This window comes from Azohydromonas australica DSM 1124 (genome assembly GCF_000430725.1).
GTDB lineage: Bacteria > Pseudomonadota > Gammaproteobacteria > Burkholderiales > Burkholderiaceae_C > Azohydromonas > Azohydromonas australica.
Genome location: NZ_KE387208.1, coordinates 191,639 through 215,219 on the forward strand (window position 1 = coordinate 191,639; position 23,581 = coordinate 215,219).

Here is a 23,581-nt window from a genome sequence, read left to right on the forward strand (position 1 = left end):
CTGCGCCTGTTGGCTTCATCCTCCCACCGGCAGACTGACGAACCCCCGGTACAGCGGACTTTGCGTGCGGCTGCTGCGTCCGCGCAGCGCCAGGTTCGGCCGCTTCCTGAGCAGCGTCCACAGCACCGTCTGCGTCTCCAGCTGCGTCAGCGACGCGCCCAGGCACACATGCGGCCCGGTGCCAAAGGACAGAGAGCCCGGGTTGGCCCGTGCCACGTCCAGCCGGTCCGGTGCCTCGTGCCGCGCCGGGTCGCGGTTCGCCGCGCCAATGAACGCGATCACCAGCTCGCCGCGACGGATGCGCTGCCCTTGCAACGTGAAATCCCCCATCGCACGGCGGCCCGACCACTGCACCGGCGTGTCATGCCGCAGCAGCTCGCGCACCGCGTTGGGCAGCAGCTCCGGCTGCTCGCGCAGCCGCTCCCACTGCTCCCGGTGCGTCAGCAGCGCGTGCACCGCATTGCCCAGCAGGTGGCGCGTGGTCTCGTAGCCGGCGAACAGCAGCATCGCGCACTGCGCCAGCAGCTCCGCGCCGTCCTCCACCTCGCCGGTGGCCTGTGCGCGCAGCAGCTGGCTCACCAGGTCGTCGCCCAGCGCCTTGCGCCGATGCGGCAGCAGCTCGCGCTCGAAGTAGCTCGCCAGCGCCACCACGCTGCGCTGCGCCGCGCGCACGTGCGCCTGCGTCGGGCTCACCGCGCCCAGGAAGGCGGCGATGTCCTCGCTCCACTGCGTGAAGTCGGCGTAGATCGAGGCGTCCACGTCCATCAGCCGCGCGATCACGCGCGCCGGCAGCGGGCGCGCGACGGCCGTCATGAAGTCGAAGTCCTCGCCCGCCTCGTCCAGCAGCTCGTCGAGCAGCATCTGCGTCACGGGCTTGAGCGCGAGCATGCGGTCCGGGCGGAAGGCCGGCTGCAGCACCTTGCGCAGCCGCGTGTGGTCCGGCGCGTCCAGGAAGGGCAGGCAGCGCGTGAACAGCCGCTGCATGGGCGTGAGCTCGGCGCGGTCGTCGGCGCAGCGCATTACCCAGCCGCCCGTGCGCCGGGCCGACAGGCGCGGGTCGCGCAGCGCGGACTCCACGTCGGCATGGCGCGTGAGCAGCCAGGCACCGCCGAAGAACTCCTCGCTCCAGTGGATCGGCCCGGCCTCGCGCAACGCGCGGTAGGCCGGGTACGGGTCCTGCAGGAACGCCAGGTCGACGAAGGGCGCCACCGCCTCGCGCGGCGCCAGCAGCGCGCTCATCGGCCGACGGCGCCCGACACGTCCACGTGCGCCTGCACCTCGGGGCGCTGGCCCTGGGGCTTGAGTGCCAGGCGCTCGAAGAGCTTGCGGTCCTTCTCGGCCTGCGGGTTGGCCGTGGTCAGCAGCCGCTCGCCGTAGAAGATGGAGTTGGCGCCGGCCATGAAGCACAGCGCCTGCAGCGCCTCGTCCATCTCCTCGCGCCCGGCCGAGAGGCGAACCATGGTGGTGGGCATCGTGATGCGCGCCACAGCGATGGTGCGCACGAACTCGAAGGGGTCCAGCGGCTCGCTGTCGGCCAGCGGCGTGCCCGGCACGGGCACCAGGTTGTTGATGGGCACCGACTCCGGATAGGGCTCCAGGTTGGCCAGCTCCGCGATCAGCCCCGCGCGCTGCGTGCGCGTCTCGCCCATGCCCACGATGCCGCCGCAGCACACGTTGATGCCGGCGTCGCGCACGTTGGACAGCGTGTCCAGCCGGTCCTGGTAGGTGCGGGTGTGGATGATGTTGCTGTAGTTGTCCGGCGAGGTGTCGAGGTTGTGGTTGTAGTAGTCCAGGCCCGCGTCCTTGAGCTGCTCGGCCTGCTCCTTGTCCAGCATGCCCAGCGTCATGCAGGTCTCCAGGCCCAGGCTGCGCACGCCGCGCACCATCTCGGTCACGCGCTCCATGTCGCGCTCCTTGGGGCTGCGCCACGCCGCGCCCATGCAAAAGCGCGAGGCGCCCTGGTCCTTGGCGGCCTGCGCGGCGCCCATCACCTCGGCAATCGACATCAGCTTGGACGCTTCCACGCCGGTGTCGAAGTGCGAGGACTGCGGGCAGTAGCCGCAGTCCTCGGCGCAGCCGCCGGTCTTGATCGACAGCAGCGTGGAGAGCTGCACCTCGCTGGGGTCGAAGTGCTCGCGGTGCACCTGCTGGGCCTTGAACATCAGCTCCATGAAGGGCAGCTCGTACAGCGCCTGCACCTCGGCCACGGACCAGCGGCCCGGCTTCTTCTCGACCGCAGCGGCAGGCACCGTGCGGCGCAGGGAGTCAACGGAAATGGTGGCAACGGTGCTCATGGCGTCCTTACTGCTCGGGAATGGGTTCTGGAGAAGGGGGTGGATTGTCACTCCAGGCCGAAGAGGCCCTGGAGGGCGGTGCCGTGCAGGTGCTGCGCGACGGCCGCCGGGTCGGGGTTGGCGAGGTGCGGCACCACGCCCAGGCAGGGCGTCTGGTGGCGGCGCGAAAGCTCGTCCCGCAGCGTCTCGACGTTGCGCTGCAGGTACGGCATGCCGGGGTCGATGAGGTTGCCCACCCAGCCCGCCAGGCGCAGCCCGCGCTGGGCCAGGCCGTCCGCGGTGAGGATGGCGTGGTTCAGGCAGCCCAGCCGCAGGCCGACCACCATCACCACGGGCAGGCCCAGCGCGCGCATGAGCTGCGTGCTGTCCCAGTCGGCGCCCAGCGGGATCACCAGCCCGCCCGCGCCCTCGACCACGATGAAGTCCGCCCGCTGGGCCACCGCCTGCGCCCCGCGCAGCAGCGCCACGCGGTCGATGCTCACGCCGTCGATCTCGGCGGCGATGTGCGGCGCGCAGGCCGTGTGCAGCTGGCAGGGGCCGATCAGCGCTGCCGGCAACGGCACGCTGCCGGCGCGGCGCAGCTGCTCGACGTCGTCGTTGAAGAGCCGGCCCTGGTCGTCGCGCTCCAGGCCCGAGGCCACGGGCTTGTAGCCGGCGGCGCGGTGGCCGCGCTGGCCCAGCCAGTGCAGCAGCGCCGCGCTGACGTGGGACTTGCCCACGCCCGTGTCGGTGCCGGTGACGAAGCAGCCGCGCAGGCCCTCGTGCGTGATGCCGCTCATGTTGTCTCTCCCATGACCTGCGCCAGCGCCAGCAGCAGCTGCTCCACCTGTGCCGGCGTGTGCGCGGCGCTGAGCGTGATGCGCAGCCGTGCCGTGCCCACCGGCACCGTGGGCGGACGGATCGCCGGCACGTACAGGCCGCGCCGGCGCAGCGCCGTGGACAGGCTCAGCGCGGTGTCGTTGTCGCCCACGACCAGAGGCTGGATCGCGGTGTGGCTCTCGCACAGCTTCCAGCCCGGCTGCACGTCCACCAGCGCCCGCAGCCCGGTGCGCAGCTGCTCGATCAGCCCCAGCAGCCGCGCGCGCCGCGCCCGGCCCTCGGGGCTCTCGATCAGCCTCAGGCTCGCGAGCAGCGTGTGCGCCAGCGCCGGCGACGAGGCCGTGGTGTAGATGAAGGAACGCGCCTTCTGGATCAGCCACTCGATGATGGCCGGGTGCGCCGCCACGAAGGCGCCCGACACGCCCGCGGCCTTGCCCAGCGTGCCCATGCAGATCAGCCGCTCGCTGCGCAGCCCGAAGTGCTCCACCGAGCCGTGGCCCGATTCGCCCAGCACGCCCAGGCCGTGCGCGTCGTCCAGGATCAGCCAGGCGTCGTGCGCCTCGGCCAGCTTCAGCAGCCCGGGCAGGTCGGCGATGTCGCCGTCCATGCTGAACACCGCGTCCGTCACGATCAGCTTGATCGGCGTGGTGCAGGCGGTCAGCTGCTGCGCCAGCACGTCCAGCCGCCCGTGCGCGTAGCGCTTGACCTCGCCCTCGGCCAGCCGCGCGCCGTCGATGAGCGAGGCGTGGTTGAGCTTGTCGCAGAAGAGCGTGGCGCTGCCGTCGCCCAGCGCCGTGGTCAGCGCCAGGTTGGCCTCGAAGCCGCTGCCCAGCAGCAGCGCGCGCGCGTGCGGGATGTGCGGCGCGAACCAGCGCGCGATGAGCTCCTCCACCTGCGCGTGCGGCCGCATGTGGCCGCTGACCAGGTGCGAGGCGCCGCTGCCGGTGCCCCAGCGCCGAGCGCCCTCGGCCATGGCTTCGATCAGCGCGGGGTGGTGCGCCAGGCCCAGGTAGTCGTTGCTGCAGAAGGCCAGCAGCGGCTCGCCGCCGTGCTCGCCCTCGAAGGACTGCAGCGGCGCGCAGGGCGATTCGGCCGTGCGCAGTCGGCGGCGCAGCGCCGCGGCGTCGAGCTCAAGCAGTCGGCGGTTGATGTGTTCGATCAGCATCGGGGTGCTCCAGCACGTCCGTGAGCGTGGCCTGCAGGCGCTGCGCCAGCCAGGCCGACAGCGCCTCGTCCAGTACGTAGGGCGGCATGAGGTACACGGTGCGGCCGATGGGGCGGATCAGCAGCTCTTGCTGCCGGCCCGCCAGGTGGAAGCGCTCGGCGAAGTTGCCGCCCGCATGCTCGGCGCGCACGTCGAAGGCCCAGATCATGCCTCGCCGGCGCGGGTGCTCTACCCGGGGGTCATCGAGCAGCGGCTGCAGCGCGTGCGTCAGCGCCTCGGCCTGCACGGCATTGCGGCCCAGCACGTCCTCCTGGTCGAAGCGGTCGAGCACCGCCAGCGCCGCGCGGCAGGCGAGGGCGTTGCCGGTGTAGGAGTGCGAGTGCAGGAACCCGCGCGCCACGTCCTCGTCCAGGAAGGCCTGGAAGACGGCATCCGTGCTCAGCACCAGCGACAGCGGCAGGAAGCCGCCGCTGATGCCCTTGGACAGCGTGATGAAGTCCGGCCAGGCGGCGCGGCGCTCTGCTTCCGACGCGTCCTCGGGCAGTGCCTGCTCCCAGGCGAAGAAGGTCCCGGTGCGCCCGCAGCCCACCGCGATCTCGTCGGCGATCAGGTGCACGTCGAAGCGCGTGCACAGCGCGCGCAGCGCGCGCAGGTACGACGGATCGTGCATTGCCATGCCGGCCGCGCCCTGCACCAGCGGCTCGACGATCACGGCGGCGACGCGCTCGCCGCGCTCGCGCAGCAGCATCTCCACCTCGCCCACGGCGCGTGCCGCCACGTCGGCCGCGCTCTCGCCGGGCCGGGCCTGGCGCGCGTCCGGCGACATCACCTGGTGCGCGCGCATGAGCAGCGGGTCGTAGGCGTCGCGGAACACCTGCACGTCCGTCACGGCCAGCGCGCCCAGCGTCTCGCCGTGGTAGCCCTGCTTGAGGCAGACGAACTCGCCCTTGTCGATGCGGCCGCGGTTGCGCCAGTGGTGGAAGCTCATCTTCAGCGCGATCTCGACGGCCGAGGCGCCGTCGCTGGCGAAGAAGGCATGGCCCAGCGCGCCGCCGGTGCGCGCCGAGAGCCGTTCGGCCAGCTCGACCGCCGGCGCGTGGGTGCAGCCCGCCAGCATCACGTGCGGCAGGGTGTCGAGCTGGTCCTTCAGGGCCGCGGCGATGCGGGCATCGGCGTGGCCGAAGAGGTTGACCCACCAGCTGCTGAGGGCGTCGAAGTAGCGGTGGCCCTCGGCGTCAAACAGCCAGGGGCCCTGGCCGCGGACCATGGGCAGCGGCGGCACGGTGGTGGCCGCGCGCTGCATCTGCGTACAGGGGTGCCAGAGGCTCGCGAGGCTGCGGCGCTGCCACTCGGCGTTGGAGGTCATGGGTACTGCTTCCCTTCAAGAACAATCCAAAAGGCTCCCGAACCCGGTGGGCCGGTTCGGGCTGGGGTGTCGAAGCCTGGGCGGGCGCCGGTGCCTTGGCGGGTCCGCCCTTCGGCACCCCAGGGTGGACGGGCCGTGGGGACCCGTCCGCCGCAGCCTGGATTGTCCTCAACCCAAGGCCTGCACCACTTCAGGCGGGGCCTGGACCAGCTCGATCAGCACGCCTTCGCCGCCCACCGGGAACTCCTCGTTGCCCTTGGGGTGGATGAAGCAGATGTCGTAACCCGCGGCGCCTTTGCGGATGCCGCCCGGGGCGAAGCGCACGCCGTTGGCCGTCATCCACTCCACGGCCTTGGGCAGGTCGTCCACCCACAGGCCCACGTGGTTCAGCGGCGTGGCGTGCACGGCCGGCTTCTTTGCCGGGTCCAGCGGCTGCATCAGGTCCACCTCAACGGCGGTGGGGCCTTGCCCCAAGGCGCAGATGTCCTCGTCCACGTTCTCGCGCTCGGAGACGAAGGTGCTCTTGACCTGCAGGCCCAGCACGTCCACCCACAGCGATTTCAGCTTGCCCTTGTCGGGGCCGCCGATGGCGATCTGCTGGATGCCCAGGATCCTGAAAGGCTTGCTCATCACTTGAACCTCAGGATGGGCTGGTCCACGGCCAGGCTCTCGCCCTTGCCGGCCAGCACGGCTTCCACCACGCCGTCCTGCGCCGCCACGAGGATGTTCTCCATCTTCATGGCCTCGATGATGGCCAGGCGCTCACCGGCCTGCACCGTCTGGCCGGGCTGCACCAGCAGGTCCGCCAGCAGGCCCGGCATGGGCGACAGCAGGAATTTCGACGTGTCGGGCGGCGCCTTGTAGGGCATGAGCTTGGCCAGCTCGGCGTTGGCGGGCGACATCACCAGGGCCTCGATCACCAGGCCGTTGTGCGCCACGCGCAGCCACACGCCCTTGCGCTCGATCTGCGCGGTGAAGTCCTGGCCGTTGCAGGTGCCCGCGGCGCGGATGCTGCCGATGGCCCAGTCCTTGGCCAGCTCGTAGCGCTTGCCGCCGACCGTCACGGCCAGCACGCCGTTGGCCTTCACCGTCACGTTGCGATGCTGGTGCTTGCCCTGCTCGCCCTTGACGATGACGACGAACTCCTCGCCGATGCCCACGTTGTGGCCCTTGAGCTGGCCGCTGATGCCGGCCGAGCGCTCCAGGAAGCGGCGGTTGGCCGCGGCGGCCAGCGCCACCAGGAAGTCCGGGTCCTCGTGCGGCACGTCCGAGGCGTTGAAGCCCTTCGGGTAGTGCTCGGCGATGAAGCCGGTGTTGAAGTCGCCCGCGACGAACTTCGGGTGCGCCAGCAGCGCCGACTGGAACGGGATGTTGCTGGAGCAGCCGCGGATGACGAAGCCGTTGAGGGCCTCGCGCATCTTGCGGATGGCGTCCATGCGGTCGGTCCCGTGCACGATGAGCTTGGCGATCATCGAGTCGTAGAACATTGGGATCTCGCCGCCTTCCTCCACGCCGGTGTCCACGCGCACGCCGCCGCCTTCGACGCCGGGCTGCGAGGCCACCAGGTTCTGCGCCGGGGGCTGGAAGCGCACCAGGCGGCCGGTGGAGGGCAGGAAGTTGCGGAACGGGTCTTCCGCGTTGATGCGGCACTCGATGGCCCAGCCGTCACGCTTGACGTCGGCCTGCGTGAAGCCCAGCTTCTCGCCGGCGGCCATGCGGATCATCTGCTCCACCAGGTCCAGCCCGGTGATGCACTCGGTCACCGGGTGCTCCACCTGCAGCCGGGTGTTCATCTCCAGGAAGTAGAAGCTCTGGTCCTTGCCGACCACGAACTCCACCGTGCCCGCGCTCTGGTACTTCACGGCCTTGGCCAGGGCCACGGCCTGCTCGCCCATGGCGCGGCGGGTCTCGTCGCTGATGAAGGGCGAGGGCGCTTCCTCGATCACCTTCTGGTGGCGGCGCTGGATCGAGCACTCGCGCTCGTTGAGGTACACCACGTTGCCGTGCGCGTCGCCCAGCACCTGGATCTCGATGTGGCGCGGCTCCTCGACGAACTTCTCGATGAAGACGCGGTCGTCGCCGAAGCTGTTGCGGGCCTCGTTGCGGCACGACGTGAAGCCCTCGAAGGCTTCCTTGTCGTTGAAGGCCACGCGCAGGCCCTTGCCGCCGCCGCCGGCGCTGGCCTTGATCATCACCGGGTAGCCGATGTCTTTGGCAATCGCCACGGCCTGCTCGGGCGCCTCGATGGCGTCGTTCCAGCCCGGGATGGTGTTGACCTGGGCTTCCTTGGCCAGCTTCTTGGAGGCGATCTTGTCGCCCATCGCGGCGATGGAATAGTGCTTCGGGCCGATGAAGGCGATGCCTTCCTCCTCGACGCGGCGCGCGAAGTCCTCGTTCTCCGACAGGAAGCCGTAGCCCGGGTGCACGGCCTCGGCGCCGGTCTGCTTGCACGCGGCGATGATCTTGTCGGCCACGAGGTAGGACTCGCGCGAGGGCGCCGGGCCCAGCAGCACGCCTTCGTCGGCCAGCTGCACGTGCAGCGCGTCCTTGTCGGCCTCGGAGTACACCGCCACCGTGGCGATGCCCATCTTCTTGGCCGCCTTGATGACGCGGCAGGCGATCTCGCCGCGGTTCGCGATCAGGATCTTCTTGAACATGACTCTTATCTCCTCAATTCCTGATCACAGCGGGATGTTGCCGTGCTTGCGCCACGGATTGTCGAGCTGCTTGTCCTTGAGCATTACCAGCGAGCGGCAGATGCGCTTGCGCGTCTCGTGCGGCTGGATCACGTCGTCGATGAAGCCGCGCGCGCCCGCCACGAAGGGGTTGGCGAAGCGGGCCTTGTACTCGGCCTCCCTGGCCGCGAGCTTGGCCGGGTCGCTCTTGTCCTCGCGGAAGATGATCTCCACCGCGCCCTTGGCGCCCATCACCGCGATCTCGGCGTTGGGCCAGGCGAAGTTGACGTCGCCGCGCAGGTGCTTGGAGCTCATCACGTCATAGGCGCCGCCGTAGGCCTTGCGGGTGATGACGGTGATCTTGGGCACCGTGCACTCGGCGTACGCGTAGAGCAGCTTGGCGCCGTGCTTGATGATGCCGCCGTACTCCTGGGCGGTGCCGGGCATGAAGCCGGGCACGTCCACGAAGGTGACCACGGGAATGTTGAAGGCATCGCAGAAGCGCACGAAGCGCGCGGCCTTGATGGAGCTCTTGATGTCCAGGCAGCCGGCGAGCACCTGCGGGTTGTTGGCGACGATGCCCACGCTCTGGCCGTCCATGCGCGCGAAGCCCACCACGATGTTGGCGGCGTAGTCGGGCTGCAGCTCGAAGAAGTCGCCGTCGTCCACGACCTTGGTGATCAGCTCCTTGATGTCGTAGGGCTTGTTGGGGTTGTCCGGCACCAGGGTGTCGAGCGAGTAGTCCAGCCGCGTGGCGGAGTCGCCCGAGGGGCGCACCGGGGGCTTTTCCTTGTTGTTCAGCGGCAGGTAGTTGAAGAAGCGCCGCAGCATCAGGATGGCTTCGACGTCGTTCTCGAACGCCAGGTCGCACACGCCGCTCTTGGTGGTGTGGGCCGAGGCGCCGCCGAGCTCCTCGGCGGTCACTTCCTCGTGCGTCACGGTCTTCACCACCTCGGGGCCGGTGACGAACATGTAGGAGCTGTCCTTCACCATGAAGATGAAGTCGGTCATGGCCGGCGAGTACACGGCGCCGCCGGCGCAGGGGCCCATGATCAGGCTGATCTGCGGGATCACACCTGAGGCCATCACGTTGCGCTGGAACACGTCGGCATAGCCGCCCAGCGAGGCCACGCCTTCCTGGATGCGTGCGCCGCCCGAGTCGTTGAGGCCGATCACCGGGGCGCCGACCTTCATGGCCTGGTCCATGACCTTGCAGATCTTCTCGGCGTGGGCCTCGGACAGGGCGCCGCCGAAGACGGTGAAGTCCTGGCTGAACACGAACACCAGGCGGCCGTTGATCATGCCGTAGCCGGTGACGACGCCGTCGCCGGGCACCTTGTTGTCCGCCATGCCGAAGTCGGTGCAGCGGTGCTCGACGAACATGTCCCACTCTTCGAAGGTGCCTTCGTCGAGCAGCATCTCCAGGCGCTCGCGCGCGGTGAGCTTGCCCTTGGAGTGCTGGGCGTCGATGCGGCGCTGCCCGCCGCCCAGGCGCGCCTTGGCGCGCTTGTCTTCGAGCATCTGCTGGATGTCGTGCATGGGGTACCTCTCCTCGTACTTCGGCCGGACGGCGGCCGGTTGATTCAGTTGAACAGTTCCAGCAGCCGGCGAGCGGCCACCGAGGCCGCGACCTCGCCGGTGCGCACCTGTTGCGAGAGCACCGGCAGCGCGGCCTGCACGGCCGGGTGCTGACGGAAGCGTTGCTTGAGCCCGGCGTCGATGCGTTCCCACATCCACGCCTGGTCCTGGTTGTGCCGGCGCGCGGCGAAGCGGCCGTTGGCACCCTGCAGCTCGCGGTAGCGGCTCACGGCGGCCCAGAACTCGGGCAGGCCCTGGGCCTTGAGCGCCGAGAGCTGCAGCACCTGCGGCTGCCACAGGGCCTGGTCGTGCGCGGCGTGGTGGGGGTCGCCGTGCTGGCCGAACAGGCGCAGCGCGCTGGTGATCTGCGCCCGCGCCCGCGTGGCGGCGTGGACGTCGATGTCGGCCTTGTTGATGACCACCAGGTCTGCCAGCTCCATCACGCCCTTCTTGATGGCCTGCAGGTCGTCGCCGGCGTTGGGCAGCTGCAGCAGCACGAACATGTCGGTCATGTTCGCCACCGCGGTCTCGCTCTGCCCCACGCCCACGGTCTCGATGATGACGACGTCGTAGCCCGCGGCCTCGCACACCAGCAGCGCCTCGCGCGTCTTCTCCGCCACGCCGCCGAGCGTGCCGCTCGAAGGGGAGGGGCGGATGTAGGCGCGCTCGTCGGCCGAGAGCTGCTCCATGCGGGTCTTGTCGCCCAGGATGGAGCCGCCGGAGACGCTGGAGGAGGGGTCCACGGCCAGCACCGCCACGCGGTGGCCCTGGTTGATCAGGAACAGGCCCAGCGCCTCGATGAAGGTGCTCTTGCCCACGCCCGGCACGCCCGAGATGCCCAGGCGCAGCGACTTGCCGCTGTGCGGCAGCAGGGCGTTGAGCAGCTCGTCGGCGCGCGCGCGGTGGTCGGCGCGCGTCGATTCGAGCAGCGTGATGGTCTTGGCGATGGCACGGCGCTGCGCGGGGCCGGGCGGGCCCAGCACGGCATCGGCCAGTGCCTGGTTGGACAGGCTCATGAGGTGATGGCTACTGCTGAAAGGGAAGTCTGCGCGGCGCCGTGCGCCGCCTCCTTGCCTTGGCTCAGGCTCAGCGCTGCGCGGCCCTGATCTGCTCCAGCACGTCCTTGGCGCTGGCCGGGATCGGGGTGCCCGGGCCGTACACGCCCTTGACGCCGGCATCGAACAGGAAGCCGTAGTCCTGCTGCGGGATCACGCCGCCGACGAAGACGATGATGTCGTCCGCGCCTTGGCGACGGAGCTCGGCGATGATCGCCGGCACCAGCGTCTTGTGGCCGGCGGCCAGCGTGGAGATGCCCACGGCGTGCACGTCGTTCTCGATGGCCTGGCGCGCGCACTCCTCGGGGGTCTGGAACAGCGGGCCCATGTCCACGTCGAAGCCCAGGTCGGCGAAGGCCGTGGCCACCACCTTGGCGCCGCGGTCGTGGCCGTCCTGGCCCAGCTTGGCGATCATCACGCGCGGCCGGCGGCCGGCTTCCTGCGCGAAGGCCTCGATCTCGCCGCGCAGCTTGTCCCAGCCCTCGGCGCTGTCGTAAGCGGCTGCGTACACACCGGTCACCTTCTGGATGTCGGCGCGGTGGCGGCCGAACACCACTTCCAGCGCGTCGCTGACTTCGCCCACGGTGGCGCGGGCACGGATGGCATCGATGGCCAGGCCCAGCAGGTTGCCGCTGCTTTCGCGCGCGGCGGCGGTCAGCGCCTCCAGCGCGGCCTGGACCTTCTGGCCATCTCGCGTGGCCTTGATCTGCTGCAGGCGCGCGATCTGGGCGTCACGCACCTTGACGTTGTCCACCTCCAGGATCTCGACCGGGTCTTCCTTGGCGAGCTTGTACTTGTTGACGCCGACGATCACGTCCTTGCCCGAGTCGATGCGCGCCTGCTTCTCCGCGGCGCTGGCCTCGATCTTGAGCTTGGCCCAGCCCGAGTCCACCGCCTTGGTCATGCCGCCCATGGCCTCGACCTCCTCGATGATGGCCCAGGCCTTGTCCGCCATCTCCTGCGTCAGCTTCTCCATCATGTAGGAGCCGGCCCACGGGTCCACCACGCTGGTGATGTGGGTCTCTTCCTGGATGATGAGCTGCGTGTTGCGAGCGATGCGGGACGAGAACTCGGTGGGCAGCGCGATGGCCTCGTCGAGCGAGTTGGTGTGCAGGCTCTGCGTGCCGCCGAACACCGCGGCCATGGCCTCGATGGTGGTGCGCACCACGTTGTTGTAGGGGTCCTGCTCCGTCAGGCTCCAGCCGGAGGTCTGGCAGTGCGTGCGCAGCATCAGGCTCTTGGGCTTCTTGGCGTCGAAGCCCTTCATGATCCGGCACCACAGCAGACGCGCGGCGCGCATCTTGGCGATCTCCAGGTAGAAGTTCATGCCGATGGCCCAGAAGAAACTGAGCCGGCCGGCGAACTCGTCCACGTCCAGGCCCTTGGCCAGCGCGGTCTTCACGTACTCCTTGCCGTCCGCGAGCGTGAAGGCCAGCTCCAGCGCCTGGTTGGCGCCGGCTTCCTGCATGTGGTAGCCGGAGATCGAGATCGAGTTGAACTTCGGCATGTTCTTCGCCGTGTACTCGATGATGTCCCCGATGATCCGCATGCTCGGCTCGGGCGGGTAGATGTAGGTGTTGCGGACCATGAACTCCTTGAGGATGTCGTTCTGGATGGTCCCGGACAGCTTGTCCTGCGACACGCCTTGCTCTTCGGCCGCGACGACGTAGCCCGCGAGCACCGGCAGCACGGCGCCGTTCATGGTCATGGAGACGCTGACCTTGTCCAGCGGGATGCCGTCGAACAGGATCTTCATGTCCTCGACGGAGTCGATGGCCACGCCGGCCTTGCCCACGTCACCGGTGACGCGCGGATGGTCGCTGTCGTAACCACGGTGCGTGGCCAGGTCGAAGGCCACCGACACGCCCTGGCCGCCCGCGGCCAGCGCCTTGCGGTAGAACGCGTTGGACTCCTCGGCGGTGGAGAAGCCGGCGTACTGGCGGATGGTCCACGGCCGAACCGCGTACATCGTCGCCTGCGGGCCGCGGATGAACGGCTCGAAGCCCGGCAGCGTGTCGGTGAAAGGCAGCCCTTCGACGTCCGCACCCGTGTACAGCGGCTTGACCGCAATGCCCTCGGGCGTGGTCCACGTCAGCGCATTCAGGTCGCCGCCAGGGGCCGACTTGGTAGCGGCCTGGGCCCATTGCTGCAGCGTGGCACGGTTGAACTCGGGGGCGGACGACATGGGTAGGGACTCCTCGCGCTCAGGCGGCGTTTCGAACTTGTCATCCATCATACAAGATGCATAATTCAAAATTCAACCCGACGCCCTGAAAATGCCCCAGACCGCTTCCAGCCCTGCCTTCACTGCCGCCTCGGTGGCCAAGTCCGTGGCCGCGCCGCTGGCGCAGCGTCCGCTGTACCAGGAGGTGGCCGAGCACCTGCGGCAGCAGATCTTCAACCGCGAGCTCGAACCCGGCAGCTGGATCGACGAGCAGAAGCTCACGGCCGCGCTGGGCATCAGCCGCACGCCGCTGCGGGAGGCGCTGAAGGTGCTGGCGGTCGAGGGCCTGGTGACGATGAAGCTGCGCCGCGGCGCCTACGTCACCGAGATGTCGACGCAGGACGTGTCACAGGTCTATCACCTGCTGGGCGTGCTGGAGAGCGACGCCGCGGCCGAGGTGGCGCGCAAGGCGAGCGACGCCGAACTGGCCGAGCTGAACAAGCTGCACGAGCAGCTGGAGGCGCAGGCGCAGCAGCGCGACGCCTTCTTCTCGATCAACGAGGAGTTTCATCACCGGCTGCTGCAGGTGGCGGGCAACCGCTGGCGCAGCCAGATCGTGAACGACCTGCGCAAGGTCATGAAGCTCAACCGCCACCACTCGCTGTTCCGCCAGGGCCGCGTGGCCGAGTCGCTGGCCGAGCACCGTGCGCTGGTGCAGGCGCTGCTGGCGCGCGACGCGGAGCAGTCGCAGGCGCTCATGCGGGCGCACTTCGAGAACGGGCTGGCAGCGGCGTCGGGGGCGTGAGGCTGGGCGGTGTGCCCTGAAAGAAGTCGCAGGGGTCGGCCGTGAGCCGGCCCGCGCTCACTCCTCGTGAAACCGCGTGAAGCCTCCCACCGGCTCGCGCTCCGTGACCAGCGTGTTCTCGACCCGATCCGCGTCGGCGTAGCCCAGGCTCATGCCGCAGACCAGCAGCTGGTCATCGGGAATGCCCAGCTCGCGGGCGATGACACGGTGGAAGAGGGTGAAGGCTGCCTGCGGGCAGGTGTCCAGGCCGCGGCCCCGCGCCGCGACCATGACGCTCTGCAGGAACATGCCGTAGTCGATGAAGCTGCCTTGCTCCATCACCCGGTCCACCGTGAACATGAGGCCGACCGGCGCATCGAAGAAGCGGTAGTTGCGCCCGTGCTGCTCGTGCATGCGGGCCTTGTCGCCCTTGGCGATGCCCAGCAGGCCGTACAGGTCCCAGCCGACCTTGCGGCGCCGGTCGACGTAGGGCGAGACCCACTCGCGCGGGTAGTAGGCGTACGGCTCCTCAAGCTCCGCGTGCTGCGCCGGATCGTCGTAGGCCTGCAGCACCGCCGCGCTGACGCGCTCCTTGGCAGCGCCGGTCAGCACGTGCACCTGCCACGGCTGCGTGTTGGTGCCGGAGGCGGCGTGCCGCGCCACTTCCAGGATCGCCTCGATCTCCTCGCGCGGCACCGGCGTGGGCAGGAAGGCGCGGATGGAGCGGCGGGAGACGATGGCCCAGTCCACCGCGTCGCTCAACAGCTTGCTCTCGATGGCGGGGGAAGGTGTGAGTCGCTTCATGGGAGCGCATCCTAAGACGGCGCCGGCCCGGGCCTGGCCGGCCGGCGCGCTACGCTGCCGGCTCAACCACTCCTGACTCGACCCCGTGAAGATCGATTTCGACGGCGTGCAGGCTTTCGTCGTCATCGCCGAGCTGGGCGGTTTCAACAAGGCCGCGCACGAGCTGCACATCACCCAGACGGCACTGACCCGGCGCCTGCAGAAGCTGGAGGCCTACCTCGGCATGCGGCTGCTGGACCGCACCACGCGCCGCGTCGAGCTCACCGCCGTGGGCCGCGAGTTCCTGCCCCAGGCGCGCGGCATCGTGCAGGAGATGACCGCGGCGGTGGAGCGGCTCAAAGACATCTCGCAGCGGGCCAAGGGCAACTTCACGCTGGCCTGCATCCCGTCCATGACGTCGCACGTGTTGCCCGGGGTGATCCGCCGCTATGCCGAGTCGCACCCGGACAACCGCATCCGGCTGCTGGACGGCGCGTCGAGCGAGGTGCGCGAGGCGGTGCTCGGCGGGCAGGCCGAGCTGGGCATCGCCGTGCACGAGGAAGCGCACGCGGACTTGGCCGAGACGGCGCTGTTCTCCGACCCGCTGGCCTTCATCTGCCGCGAGCCGCACCCGCTGCAGGACCGCAAGACCCTCACCTGGGCCGACATGCGCGACGTCGACCTGATCGGCGTCAGCAGCTTCGTGGCCACGCGCGTGTTCATGGACTACCAGCTCGCCAAGCGCGGCATCCGGCTGCAGGGCAACTACGAGGTGCAGCACCACGCCACGGCGCTGAACCTCGTGGCCGCCGGCGTGGGCAGCGCCATCCTGCCCTCGTCCACCTTCAAGGAGGGCGACCGTCCGGGCCTGCGCAAGATCACCATCACGCAGCCCACGGTCAGGCGCAAGGTGGTGCTGCTGCGCCGCTCGCGCGGCAGCCTCTCGCCGGCGGCCGAGGCCTTCCATGAGCTGCTGCGCAGGATGCCGCTGGACTTGTGAGCCATTGATTCCCAAGTCGCAATAGTTGCGACCTGTTTTTCATTTCCCAGCACAATCCCGCCTCGGGACAATCCGCCCCGTTGAGTTCTGGAGGCGGGTTCCCATGAGTACCGATGTGCTGGTGATCGGCGGCGGCAACGCGGCGCTGTGTGCGGCCCTGATGGCGGCCGAGGCGGGGGCGAGCGTGCTGCTGCTGGAGGCTTCGCCGCGCGAGTGGCGCGGCGGCAATTCGCAGCACACGCGCAACCTGCGCTGCATGCACGACGCGCCGCAGGACGTGCTGGTCGATGCCTATCCCGAGGAGGAGTTCTGGCAGGACCTGCTCAAGGTCACGGGCGGGCTGACCGACGAGCATCTGGCGCGGCTGACCATTCGCGCCTCCAGCACCTGCCGCGACTGGATGCGCAAGCACGGCGTGCACTTCCAGCCGCCGCTGTCCGGCGCGCTGCACGTGGCGCGCACCAACGCCTTCTTCATGGGCGGCGGCAAGGCGCTGGTCAATGCCTACTACCGCAGCGCCGAAGCACTGGGCGTGCGCGTGCGCTACGAGGCGCCGGTGGAGCGCATCGAGCTGGACGACGAGCGCCGCTTCGTCGCCGCGTGGGTCAAGGGCGAGCGCATCACCGCCAGGGCCTGCGTGCTCGCGGCCGGCGGCTTCGAGTCGAACCGCGAGTGGCTGCGCGAGGCCTGGGGCCGCAACGAGCGCGGCGAGTGGCCGGCCGACAACTTCCTGATTCGAGGCACGCGCTTCAACCAGGGCGTGCTGCTGAAGCACCTGCTGGACGACCACGGCGCGGACCGCATCGGCGACCCGACGCAGGCGCACATGGTGGCCATCGACGCCCGCGCGCCGCTGTACGACGGCGGCATCTGCACCCGCATCGACTGCGTGTCGCTGGGCGTGGTGGTCAACCGCCACGGCGAGCGCTTCTATGACGAGGGCGAGGACTTCTGGCCCAAGCGCTACGCCATCTGGGGCCGCCTGGTGGCGCAGCAGCCGGAGCAGATTGCCTACTCGATCATCGACGCCAAGGCCATCGGCCGCTTCATGCCGCCGGTGTTCCCCGGCGTCACGGCTGCCAGCCTGCCCGAGCTGGCGGGCAAGCTCGGCCTGGACGTGGGCGCCTTCGTACGCACGCTGCAGGACTACAACGCCGCGTGCCGCCCCGGCAGCTTCGACCACACGAAGCTGGACGACTGCCGCACCGAGGGCGTGGCACCTGCCAAGACCCACTGGGCCCGGCCCATCGACACCGCCCCCTTCTATGCCTACGCCGTGCGCCCGGGCGTGACCTTCACGTACCTGGGCCTGCGCACCGACGACACGGCCGCCGTGCGCTTCGGCGGCACGCCCAGCGCCAACCTGTTCGTCGCAGGGGAAATGATGGCCGGCAACGTCCTGGGCAAGGGCTACACGGCCGGCGTGGGCATGTCCATCGGCACGGCCTTCGGCCGCATCGCCGGCACCAACGCGGCGCGCGCCGCCCTGCAGCAAGGAGTGAAAGAACATGCAGTCGCTTGAGGCCCTGACCCGCGACGCCCGGGCGTTGGCCGAGGGTGAGATCGTCATCACCGCTGCCGAGTCCGAGGTGGCGCGGCAGATGACCGTGTGCAACGCCTGCCGCTATTGCGAGGGCTTTTGTGCCGTGTTCCCCGCCATGACGCGGCGGCTGGAGTTCGGCAAGGCTGACATCCACTTCCTGGCCAACCTCTGCCACAACTGCGGCGCCTGCCTGCATGCCTGCCAGTACGCGCCGCCGCACGAGTTCGCCATCAACGTGCCGCAGGCCATGGCCAAGGTGCGCGGCCAGACCTACGCCGACTACGCCTGGCCGCCCGTGCTGGGCGCGCTCTACAAGCGCAACGGGCTGACGCTCTCGGTGGCGCTGGTGCTGGCCTTCTCGCTGTTCCTGGCGCTGATGCTGTCGCTGCGCGGCACGCTGTGGAATGCCGGCGGCAGCTTCCACGAGCTGTTCCAGCACAACCTGCTGGTGAGCTTGTTCGGGCCGGTGTTCAGCTTCGTGGTGCTGGCGCTGGGCATGGGCGCGTGGCGCTTCTGGCGCGACGTGAAGCCCGCCACCAGCGGCCAGCCGGCCAGCGCGCCGGCCATCGCCGAGGCCACGCACGACGTGCTGCGCCTGAAATACCTGGACGGCGGGCACGGGCAGGGCTGCAACAACGAGGACGACGCCTACACGCTGTCGCGCCGCCGCTTCCACCACTTCACCTTCTACGGCTTCATGCTGTGCTTCGCCGCCACCAGCGTGGCGACGGTCTACCACTACTTCTTCGGCTGGGCGGCGCCTTACGACCTGCCCTCGCTGCCCAAGCTGCTGGGCGTGGTCGGCGGGGTGAGCCTGTGCATCGGCACGGCCGGGCTGTGGAGCCTGCGCCAGCGCCGCCATCCGCAGCAGGGCGACGTGGCGCAGAAGCCGATGGACCTCGGCTTCATCGCGCTGCTGTTCCTCACCAGCGCCAGCGGCCTGGGCCTGTGGCTGGGCCGCGGCACCCCCGCGCTGGCGCTGCTGCTGTGCCTGCACCTGGGCGCGGTGATGGCGCTTTTCGTCACGCTGCCCTACGGCAAGTTCGCCCACGCCGTCTACCGCAGCGCCTCGCTGCTGCGCCACGCGGTCGAGAAGCGGCAGCCGAACCCGATCGGCCTCGGCGCCGACTGAAGGCAGGGTGCCGGCGGCGCTCCAGGCTTTCCCAATACCTGGAGCGTCTCATTGATGTGATTCATGCATTTATTGATCAGAACAATGCAATTCACAGATCAATGGCAGCTTCCTAGCATCGCCTCCGTACCCCATCGAACAAGCAACTCACTGCACAGGAGACTCACCATGAACAAGCACGACCTGCTGCGCGTCACCGGCCTTTGCGCCGCTGCCGCCCTTCTGATGCCGGGCTGGGCGCAGGCGCAGGAACTCCCGCCCAAGAAGAACGTCACCATCGTGGTGGGCTTCGCCGCCGGCGGGGCGGCCGACACGGCGGCCCGCATCATCGGCAAGAAGCTGGGCGAGAACCTGGGCGTGCCGGTGGTCATCGACAACAGGCCCGGCGCGGGCGGCAACATCGCGCACCAGTACGCGGCCCAGGGCCCCGGCGACGGCAGCGTGATCCTGTTCGGCTCGGTCGGCCCGCTGACCATCGCGCCGCACCTGATGAAGGTGAGCTACGACCCGGTCAAGGACCTCGCGCCCATCACCATGGGCGTGAACTTCCCCAACGTGCTGGTGGTGCACGCCGGCACGGGCATAAAGACCTTCGCCGACTTCGTGGCCTACGCCAAGAAGAACCCGGGCAAGCTGGACTACGCCTCCACCGGGCCGGGCTCGGCCTCGCACCTGGCCGGCGAGCTGCTGGACGACATGGCCAAGATCGAGACGACGCACATTCCCTACAAGGGCGGTGCGCCGGCGCTGCAGGACCTGCTCGGCGGGCGCGTGGCTTCGTATTACTCCACGCTGTCCACGGCACTGCCGCACATCGAGTCCGGCAAGCTGATCCCGCTGGCCAGCACCGGTCCGAAGCGCCTGCCGGCGCTGCCCAAGGTGCCGACCATCGCCGAGTCCGGCTACCCCGGCTACAGCGCCACCAACTGGTATGCCTTCGTGGCCTCGTCCAAGGTGCCCAAGCCGGTCCTGGACCGCTGGAACACCGAGCTGGTGAAGGTGCTCAAGACGCCGGAGGTGGTGAAGGAGCTGGATAACCATGGGTTGACGCCGCAACCCGGCACGCGTGAAGAGCTGGCCCAGGAGATCGCGCGCGAGTCCGCCACCTGGGGCCGCGTGATCCGCGAGCGCAAGATCACCATCCAATGACCCACCAGCGCGCCGCCTCCAGCCCGCGCACGGTCCTGGAGCTGTTCTGGGCCTTCTCCTGGCTGTCGCTGCAGGGCTTCGGTGGCGTGCTGGCCGTGGTACAGCGGGAGCTGGTCGAAAAGCGCGGCTGGCTCAGCAACGAGGAGTTCGTGGAGGACTGGGCCGTGGCGCAGGTGATGCCCGGCCCGAACGTGTGCAACCTGGCGCTGATGTTCGGTGACCGCCACTTCGGCTGGCGCGGCGCCGCCGCGGCGCTGGCCGGGCTGCTGGCGCTACCGCTGGTGCTGCTGCTGACGGCTGCCACCGTCTACGGCCAGCTCGCCGGCCATGCCGCCGCGGCCGGTGCACTGCGCGGCATGGGCGCGGTGGCGGCGGGGCTGATCGCCGGCACCAGCCTGAAACTGCTGGCGCAATTGCGCCAGCATCCGCTGGGGCTGGCGCTGGTGGTGGCCGTGGCCCTCGGCGCGTTCGGCGGCCTGGTGCTGCTGCACCTGCCCCTGGCGGTCGTCGTGTTCGGACTGGGCGGCGCGGCCTGCGTGCTGACCGGGTGGCGGCTGCGCCGTGGAGCGAGCTCATGAGCCTGCTCGACTGGCTGCACCTGCTGCTCTACCAACTCTCGCTGTCGCTGCTGGCGGTGGGCGGCGCGGTGACACTGGCGCCGGACCTGCACCGCTACCTGGTGAACGGGCAGGGCTGGCTGAGCGAGGCGCAGTTCAACGCCTCCATCACCCTGGCGCAGGCCGCGCCGGGGCCCAACATGCTCTTCGTGGCGCTGCTGGGCTGGAACCTGGGGCTCAACGCCGCCGGCCCGGGCGCCGGCACGGGCTGGAGCCTCACGCTGGCGACGCTGGGCATGGCGGTGTGCACGGTGGGCATCCTGGCGCCCAGCTCGATGCTGACGCTGCTGGCCACGCGCTGGGGCCACCGCAACCGCGAGCGCCTGTCCGTACGCGCCTTTCGCCAGGGCATGGCGCCCATCGTGGTCGGCGTGCTGCTGTCCACCGCCTGGCTGCTCGCCCGGGCCTCGGGCGACTGGACGCGCGACGGCCGGCTCTGGCTGCTGACGGCCGTGGTGATGCTGCTGGTGTGGCGCACGCGCATGCACCTGCTGTGGCTGCTGGCCGGCGGGGCGCTGCTGGGCGGGCTGGGACTGGTGTAGTGCGGCGCGGGCCGTTACCCACCGGCTGCTGCCTGCTGTTCCGTGAAACTCTGACGCACCAGCTGGCACAGCTGGCAGGCGGTGTGCGAGAGCGTGCGTCCGCGGCGCGTGATGAGCCCGACCACGCGGCTCACCACCGGATCGACCAGCGGTATGGCGCGCAACAGCTCATGCCTGGGCGGCACCGACAGCCGCGGCAGCGCGGCCAGGCCCAGCCCGGCCGCCACCAGCCCCAGCGCGCCGGCCACGTGCTCGGTCTCGTAGAACCACAGCGGGCGCCGGGACAGGGCGGCCAGCGCGTGGTCCACCAGCAGCCGGTTGGCGCTCTGGCGCGACACGGCCACCATCTTCTGGTCCGCGAGGTCCGCCCACGCCACGCTGGCACGCCCGGCCAGTGGGTGCCCGTGGGGCAGCACCAGCGCGTAGTCGTCCTGGCCCAGCATCTCGAAGTCCACGTCCGGGTCCTGCGCGCCGGTGAAGTTGAGTCCGAAATCGGCTTCTCCCGACACGACGCTGGCCAGCACGCGGTGCGCGCTGTCGTCGATGACACGCAGCCGCACGTGCGGCTGCTGCTGCGCGAAGGCCTTGGCGATGCCCGGCAGCACGTGCTGCGCGACCGAGGGCACGCAAGCCACGGTCACCTGCCCGCGCCGCGCCTGCGCGTCGTCCGACAGGCGCGTCACCGCGTCTTCCAGGTCCTCCAGCGTCTGGCGCGCCCGCTCCAGGAACTGCCGCCCGCCCGGCGTGAGGTCCACCTGCCGCGTGGTGCGCTCCAGCAAGCGCAGGCCCAGGGCCGACTCCAGCTTGTCGATGCGGCGGCTCAGCGCCGGCTGCGAGATGCACAGGTGCTCGGCCGCCATGCGGAAGCTGCTGCGGTCCGCCACGGCCACGAAGGCCTGCAACTCCTCAAACGCGAAATTGATGCGTGTCATGCATGAAATCTTAAAAACAATGCAATTCACAAATCAATGGGCGATTTCTACGATGACTCCATCGAATCCCAAGTTCACAGGAGACATCTCATGGCTCTGAATTCCCTGACTCGCCGCACTGCGCTGCTCGCCTTCGCCGGCTGTGCCCTCGTTGGCCAGGCCGCGCAGGCCCAGGCCCCGGCCTGGCCCGTGAAGCCCATCAAGTTCGTGGTGCCCTTCGGCCCCGGCGGTGCCAACGACCTCGTCGCCCGCGCCGTGGCCGAGCACGCGGCCAAGCAGCTGGGCCAGCCCATCATCATCGAGAACAAGCCGGGTGCCGGCTCGATGCTGGGCGCCGACCTCGTGGCCAAGTCGGCCCCGGACGGCTACACCTTCCTGGCGCCGGCGGCCGGCGTGATCACCAACGCGATGATCAAGTCGCGCATGCCGTACAAGGAAGAGGACCTGGTGCCCGTCGTGATGATGGCCGTCAGCCCCTCGGTGATCGTGGTGCCGGCGGACTCGCCCATCAAGGACCTCAAGGGCTTGATCGCCGCGTCCAAGAGCGGCCCCGGCCTGAACTTCTCCACCGCGGGCACGGGCAGCACGCCGCACTTCGTGGCCGAGATGCTCAACCTCAAGGCCGGCGCGAAGATGCAGATCGTGCCCTACAAGAGCGGCTCCGAAGGCATGGCCGCCGTGGTCGGCAAGCAGGTGGACGTCACCTCCGAAGCCAGCCCCGTGGTGATGCCGCAGATCAAGGGCAACAAGCTCAAGCCCATCGCCTCGACCTGGAACCGCCGCATCGCCGCGCTGCCGGACCTGCCCACCGCGGAGGAGCAGGGCTTCAAGGACATCGTCATCGGCCACTGGTCGGGCGTGTTCGCGCCCAAGGGCACGCCCGAGGCGATCCTGGACAAGGTGAACGCGGCCGTGAACGTGGCGCTGAAGTCGCCGGAGCTGCGCGCCAAGCTGATTCCCATGGCGATCGACCCCATGGGCGGCAGCCGCGAGGACTTCAAGAAGTTCCTGGCCTCCGAAAAGGCGCGCCTGGCGCCTGTCGCCAAGGCAGCGCACATGCAGGAAGACTGATTCGATTCGAAGTCGGAAGGAGGCCACCGGCCTCCACACAACACCAGATCCCTACGGAGACAAGTTCCATGAGCAACTTCTTCAACTCGACCCGCCGCGCCTTCCTGGTCGCCGGCCTGGCCCTGGGCGCCGTGGCTTCCGCCATGGCTGGCGAGATCCGCGTCGTCAGCTCCGGCGGCTTCACGGCCGCCTACAACGAGCTGGTGCCGCTGTTCGAGGCCGCCACCGGGCACAAGGTCGTCACGTCCTACGGTGCCTCGATGGGTACGGCCAACGACTCCATTCCCAGCCGCCTGGCCCGTGGCGAGCAGTTCGACATCGTGATCCTGGCCGACTCGGCGCTGGAGTCGCTGGTGAAGCAGGGCAAGGTGGTGCCCAACACGCGGGTGGACCTCGGCCGCTCGCTCATCGGCGTGTCGGTGCGCAAGGGCCTGCCCAAGCCCGACATCTCGACGGTCGAAGCCGTGAAGAAGACGGTGCTGGACGCCAAGTCCATCGCCTACTCGGCCAGCGCCAGCGGCACCTACCTGAGCAACGAGCTGTTCCCGAAGCTGGGCGTGTGGGACCAGATCAAGGACAAGTCGCGAAAGATCATGAGCGAGCGCGTGGGCACGGTGCTCACGCGCGGTGATGCCGACCTCGGCTTCCAGCAAGTCAGCGAGCTGCTGCCGTTCAAGGACATCGAGTTCGTCGGCCCGCTGCCCGAGGAGCTGCAGCAGAAGGTGTTCTTCTCGGCCGGCCTGGCCATGGGCAGCAAGGAGCCGGAACTGGCGGCGCAGCTCGTGAAGTTCCTGGCCTCGCCGGCGGCCGCACCCATCGTGCGCGCCTCGGGCCTGGAGCCGGTGGCCAAGGCCGCGAAGGCCGAGGCGAAGTGAGCCAGCGGCACCACGGGGTGCCGCCGACAAGAAAACA

Annotated in this window: 21 protein-coding genes; 9 read left to right on the forward strand and 12 right to left on the reverse strand. The window is 69.6% G+C overall.

The features are described from left to right. Window positions 1-15: 15 nt before the first annotated feature. From H537_RS0129885 to scpA, 10 genes are all read right to left on the reverse strand, one after another. Window positions 16-1,239, reverse strand: a complete 1,224-nt coding sequence (locus tag H537_RS0129885; protein WP_029000803.1) for a cytochrome P450 — start codon at window positions 1,237-1,239, stop codon at window positions 16-18. After that, window positions 1,236-2,294, reverse strand: a complete 1,059-nt coding sequence (gene bioB / locus H537_RS0129890) for a biotin synthase BioB (RefSeq protein WP_029000804.1) — start codon at window positions 2,292-2,294, stop codon at window positions 1,236-1,238. The genes H537_RS0129885 and bioB overlap by 4 nt, the downstream gene beginning before the upstream one ends. A 47-nt stretch (window positions 2,295-2,341) precedes the next feature. Beyond that, window positions 2,342-3,073, reverse strand: coding sequence for a dethiobiotin synthase (gene bioD / locus H537_RS0129895; RefSeq protein ID WP_029000805.1), 732 nt, complete (start codon window positions 3,071-3,073; stop codon window positions 2,342-2,344). Continuing rightward, a complete protein-coding gene (gene bioF / locus H537_RS0129900) occupies window positions 3,070-4,278 on the reverse strand; it encodes an 8-amino-7-oxononanoate synthase (RefSeq protein ID WP_029000806.1) in 1,209 nt (402 codons plus the stop codon). Before bioF ends, bioD begins: the two co-directional genes overlap by 4 nt. Then, the gene (gene bioA / locus H537_RS0129905) at window positions 4,244-5,644 is read right to left on the reverse strand and encodes an adenosylmethionine--8-amino-7-oxononanoate transaminase (protein ID WP_084151034.1); all 1,401 of its coding nucleotides are present in this window, start codon (window positions 5,642-5,644) and stop codon (window positions 4,244-4,246) included. Before bioA ends, bioF begins: the two co-directional genes overlap by 35 nt. A gap of 168 nt (window positions 5,645-5,812) precedes the next feature. Further along, complete coding sequence (locus H537_RS0129910; protein WP_029000808.1) at window positions 5,813-6,274, reverse strand: VOC family protein; 462 nt, start codon at window positions 6,272-6,274, stop codon at window positions 5,813-5,815. After that, on the reverse strand, window positions 6,274-8,301 hold the full coding sequence (locus H537_RS0129915) for an acetyl-CoA carboxylase biotin carboxylase subunit (RefSeq protein WP_029000809.1): 2,028 nt from the start codon (window positions 8,299-8,301) through the stop codon (window positions 6,274-6,276). Before H537_RS0129915 ends, H537_RS0129910 begins: the two co-directional genes overlap by 1 nt. A 24-nt stretch (window positions 8,302-8,325) precedes the next feature. Further along, window positions 8,326-9,858 (reverse strand): acyl-CoA carboxylase subunit beta, encoded by a 1,533-nt coding sequence (locus H537_RS0129920; protein ID WP_029000810.1) that lies wholly within the window; start codon window positions 9,856-9,858, stop codon window positions 8,326-8,328. 44 nt (window positions 9,859-9,902) lie between these two features. Further along, window positions 9,903-10,913, reverse strand: coding sequence for a methylmalonyl Co-A mutase-associated GTPase MeaB (gene meaB, locus H537_RS0129925; protein ID WP_029000811.1), 1,011 nt, complete (start codon window positions 10,911-10,913; stop codon window positions 9,903-9,905). A gap of 70 nt (window positions 10,914-10,983) precedes the next feature. Continuing rightward, window positions 10,984-13,137: a methylmalonyl-CoA mutase gene (gene scpA, locus H537_RS0129930; protein ID WP_029000812.1), complete on the reverse strand. Its 2,154-nt coding sequence runs from the start codon at window positions 13,135-13,137 to the stop codon at window positions 10,984-10,986. A gap of 91 nt (window positions 13,138-13,228) precedes the next feature. Between scpA and H537_RS0129935 the strand changes: the two genes are divergently transcribed. Next, window positions 13,229-13,921, forward strand: coding sequence for a GntR family transcriptional regulator (locus H537_RS0129935; RefSeq protein WP_084151035.1), 693 nt, complete (start codon window positions 13,229-13,231; stop codon window positions 13,919-13,921). A 57-nt stretch (window positions 13,922-13,978) separates the two neighbouring features. On the opposite strand, the gene H537_RS0129940 is transcribed toward H537_RS0129935, so the two are convergent. Further along, on the reverse strand, window positions 13,979-14,704 hold the full coding sequence (locus H537_RS0129940) for a nitroreductase (protein WP_029000814.1): 726 nt from the start codon (window positions 14,702-14,704) through the stop codon (window positions 13,979-13,981). An 85-nt stretch (window positions 14,705-14,789) separates the two neighbouring features. Between H537_RS0129940 and H537_RS0129945 the strand changes: the two genes are divergently transcribed. The 6 genes from H537_RS0129945 (at window position 14,790) to H537_RS0129970 (ending at window position 20,666) form a co-directional block, all read left to right on the forward strand. Next, window positions 14,790-15,683, forward strand: a complete 894-nt coding sequence (locus H537_RS0129945; protein WP_029000815.1) for a LysR family transcriptional regulator — start codon at window positions 14,790-14,792, stop codon at window positions 15,681-15,683. 103 nt (window positions 15,684-15,786) lie between these two features. After that, window positions 15,787-17,205: an FAD-dependent tricarballylate dehydrogenase TcuA gene (gene tcuA / locus H537_RS0129950; protein WP_029000816.1), complete on the forward strand. Its 1,419-nt coding sequence runs from the start codon at window positions 15,787-15,789 to the stop codon at window positions 17,203-17,205. Next, on the forward strand, window positions 17,192-18,358 hold the full coding sequence (gene tcuB, locus H537_RS0129955; RefSeq protein ID WP_029000817.1) for a tricarballylate utilization 4Fe-4S protein TcuB: 1,167 nt from the start codon (window positions 17,192-17,194) through the stop codon (window positions 18,356-18,358). The genes tcuA and tcuB overlap by 14 nt, the downstream gene beginning before the upstream one ends. 168 nt (window positions 18,359-18,526) lie before the next feature. Then, window positions 18,527-19,507, forward strand: a complete 981-nt coding sequence (locus H537_RS0129960) for a Bug family tripartite tricarboxylate transporter substrate binding protein (RefSeq protein WP_029000818.1) — start codon at window positions 18,527-18,529, stop codon at window positions 19,505-19,507. Beyond that, on the forward strand, window positions 19,504-20,085 hold the full coding sequence (locus tag H537_RS0129965; protein ID WP_029000819.1) for a chromate transporter: 582 nt from the start codon (window positions 19,504-19,506) through the stop codon (window positions 20,083-20,085). Before H537_RS0129960 ends, H537_RS0129965 begins: the two co-directional genes overlap by 4 nt. After that, the gene (locus H537_RS0129970; RefSeq protein WP_029000820.1) at window positions 20,082-20,666 is read left to right on the forward strand and encodes a chromate transporter; all 585 of its coding nucleotides are present in this window, start codon (window positions 20,082-20,084) and stop codon (window positions 20,664-20,666) included. Before H537_RS0129965 ends, H537_RS0129970 begins: the two co-directional genes overlap by 4 nt. 14 nt (window positions 20,667-20,680) lie before the next feature. On the opposite strand, the gene H537_RS0129975 is transcribed toward H537_RS0129970, so the two are convergent. Next, window positions 20,681-21,598, reverse strand: coding sequence for a LysR family transcriptional regulator (locus H537_RS0129975; protein ID WP_029000821.1), 918 nt, complete (start codon window positions 21,596-21,598; stop codon window positions 20,681-20,683). Between the two features lie 90 nt (window positions 21,599-21,688). Between H537_RS0129975 and H537_RS0129980 the strand changes: the two genes are divergently transcribed. Continuing rightward, window positions 21,689-22,669, forward strand: coding sequence for a Bug family tripartite tricarboxylate transporter substrate binding protein (locus tag H537_RS0129980; RefSeq protein ID WP_029000822.1), 981 nt, complete (start codon window positions 21,689-21,691; stop codon window positions 22,667-22,669). A 68-nt stretch (window positions 22,670-22,737) separates the two neighbouring features. After that, on the forward strand, window positions 22,738-23,544 hold the full coding sequence (gene modA, locus H537_RS0129985) for a molybdate ABC transporter substrate-binding protein (protein ID WP_043460610.1): 807 nt from the start codon (window positions 22,738-22,740) through the stop codon (window positions 23,542-23,544). The last annotated feature ends 37 nt before the right edge of the window (window positions 23,545-23,581 follow it).

What these genes read in the sequence shown, in the direction of transcription:
- bioF (WP_029000806.1), bottom strand. Translation starts at nt 4,278, where the DNA reads ATGCTGATCGAACACATCAACCGCCGACTGCTTGAGCTCGACGCCGCG.
- bioB (WP_029000804.1), bottom strand. Translation starts at nt 2,294, where the DNA reads ATGAGCACCGTTGCCACCATTTCCGTTGACTCCCTGCGCCGCACGGTG.
- H537_RS0129940 (WP_029000814.1), bottom strand. Translation starts at nt 14,704, where the DNA reads ATGAAGCGACTCACACCTTCCCCCGCCATCGAGAGCAAGCTGTTGAGC.
- tcuA (WP_029000816.1), top strand. Translation starts at nt 15,787, where the DNA reads ATGAGTACCGATGTGCTGGTGATCGGCGGCGGCAACGCGGCGCTGTGT.
- H537_RS0129965 (WP_029000819.1), top strand. Translation starts at nt 19,504, where the DNA reads ATGACCCACCAGCGCGCCGCCTCCAGCCCGCGCACGGTCCTGGAGCTG.
- H537_RS0129960 (WP_029000818.1), top strand. Translation starts at nt 18,527, where the DNA reads ATGAACAAGCACGACCTGCTGCGCGTCACCGGCCTTTGCGCCGCTGCC.
- H537_RS0129975 (WP_029000821.1), bottom strand. Translation starts at nt 21,598, where the DNA reads ATGACACGCATCAATTTCGCGTTTGAGGAGTTGCAGGCCTTCGTGGCC.
- H537_RS0129980 (WP_029000822.1), top strand. Translation starts at nt 21,689, where the DNA reads ATGGCTCTGAATTCCCTGACTCGCCGCACTGCGCTGCTCGCCTTCGCC.
- modA (WP_043460610.1), top strand. Translation starts at nt 22,738, where the DNA reads ATGAGCAACTTCTTCAACTCGACCCGCCGCGCCTTCCTGGTCGCCGGC.
- H537_RS0129915 (WP_029000809.1), bottom strand. Translation starts at nt 8,301, where the DNA reads ATGTTCAAGAAGATCCTGATCGCGAACCGCGGCGAGATCGCCTGCCGC.
- scpA (WP_029000812.1), bottom strand. Translation starts at nt 13,137, where the DNA reads ATGTCGTCCGCCCCCGAGTTCAACCGTGCCACGCTGCAGCAATGGGCC.
- H537_RS0129910 (WP_029000808.1), bottom strand. Translation starts at nt 6,274, where the DNA reads ATGAGCAAGCCTTTCAGGATCCTGGGCATCCAGCAGATCGCCATCGGC.
- H537_RS0129920 (WP_029000810.1), bottom strand. Translation starts at nt 9,858, where the DNA reads ATGCACGACATCCAGCAGATGCTCGAAGACAAGCGCGCCAAGGCGCGC.
- H537_RS0129970 (WP_029000820.1), top strand. Translation starts at nt 20,082, where the DNA reads ATGAGCCTGCTCGACTGGCTGCACCTGCTGCTCTACCAACTCTCGCTG.
- tcuB (WP_029000817.1), top strand. Translation starts at nt 17,192, where the DNA reads ATGCAGTCGCTTGAGGCCCTGACCCGCGACGCCCGGGCGTTGGCCGAG.
- H537_RS0129885 (WP_029000803.1), bottom strand. Translation starts at nt 1,239, where the DNA reads ATGAGCGCGCTGCTGGCGCCGCGCGAGGCGGTGGCGCCCTTCGTCGAC.
- H537_RS0129935 (WP_084151035.1), top strand. Translation starts at nt 13,229, where the DNA reads ATGCCCCAGACCGCTTCCAGCCCTGCCTTCACTGCCGCCTCGGTGGCC.
- meaB (WP_029000811.1), bottom strand. Translation starts at nt 10,913, where the DNA reads ATGAGCCTGTCCAACCAGGCACTGGCCGATGCCGTGCTGGGCCCGCCC.
- bioD (WP_029000805.1), bottom strand. Translation starts at nt 3,073, where the DNA reads ATGAGCGGCATCACGCACGAGGGCCTGCGCGGCTGCTTCGTCACCGGC.
- bioA (WP_084151034.1), bottom strand. Translation starts at nt 5,644, where the DNA reads ATGACCTCCAACGCCGAGTGGCAGCGCCGCAGCCTCGCGAGCCTCTGG.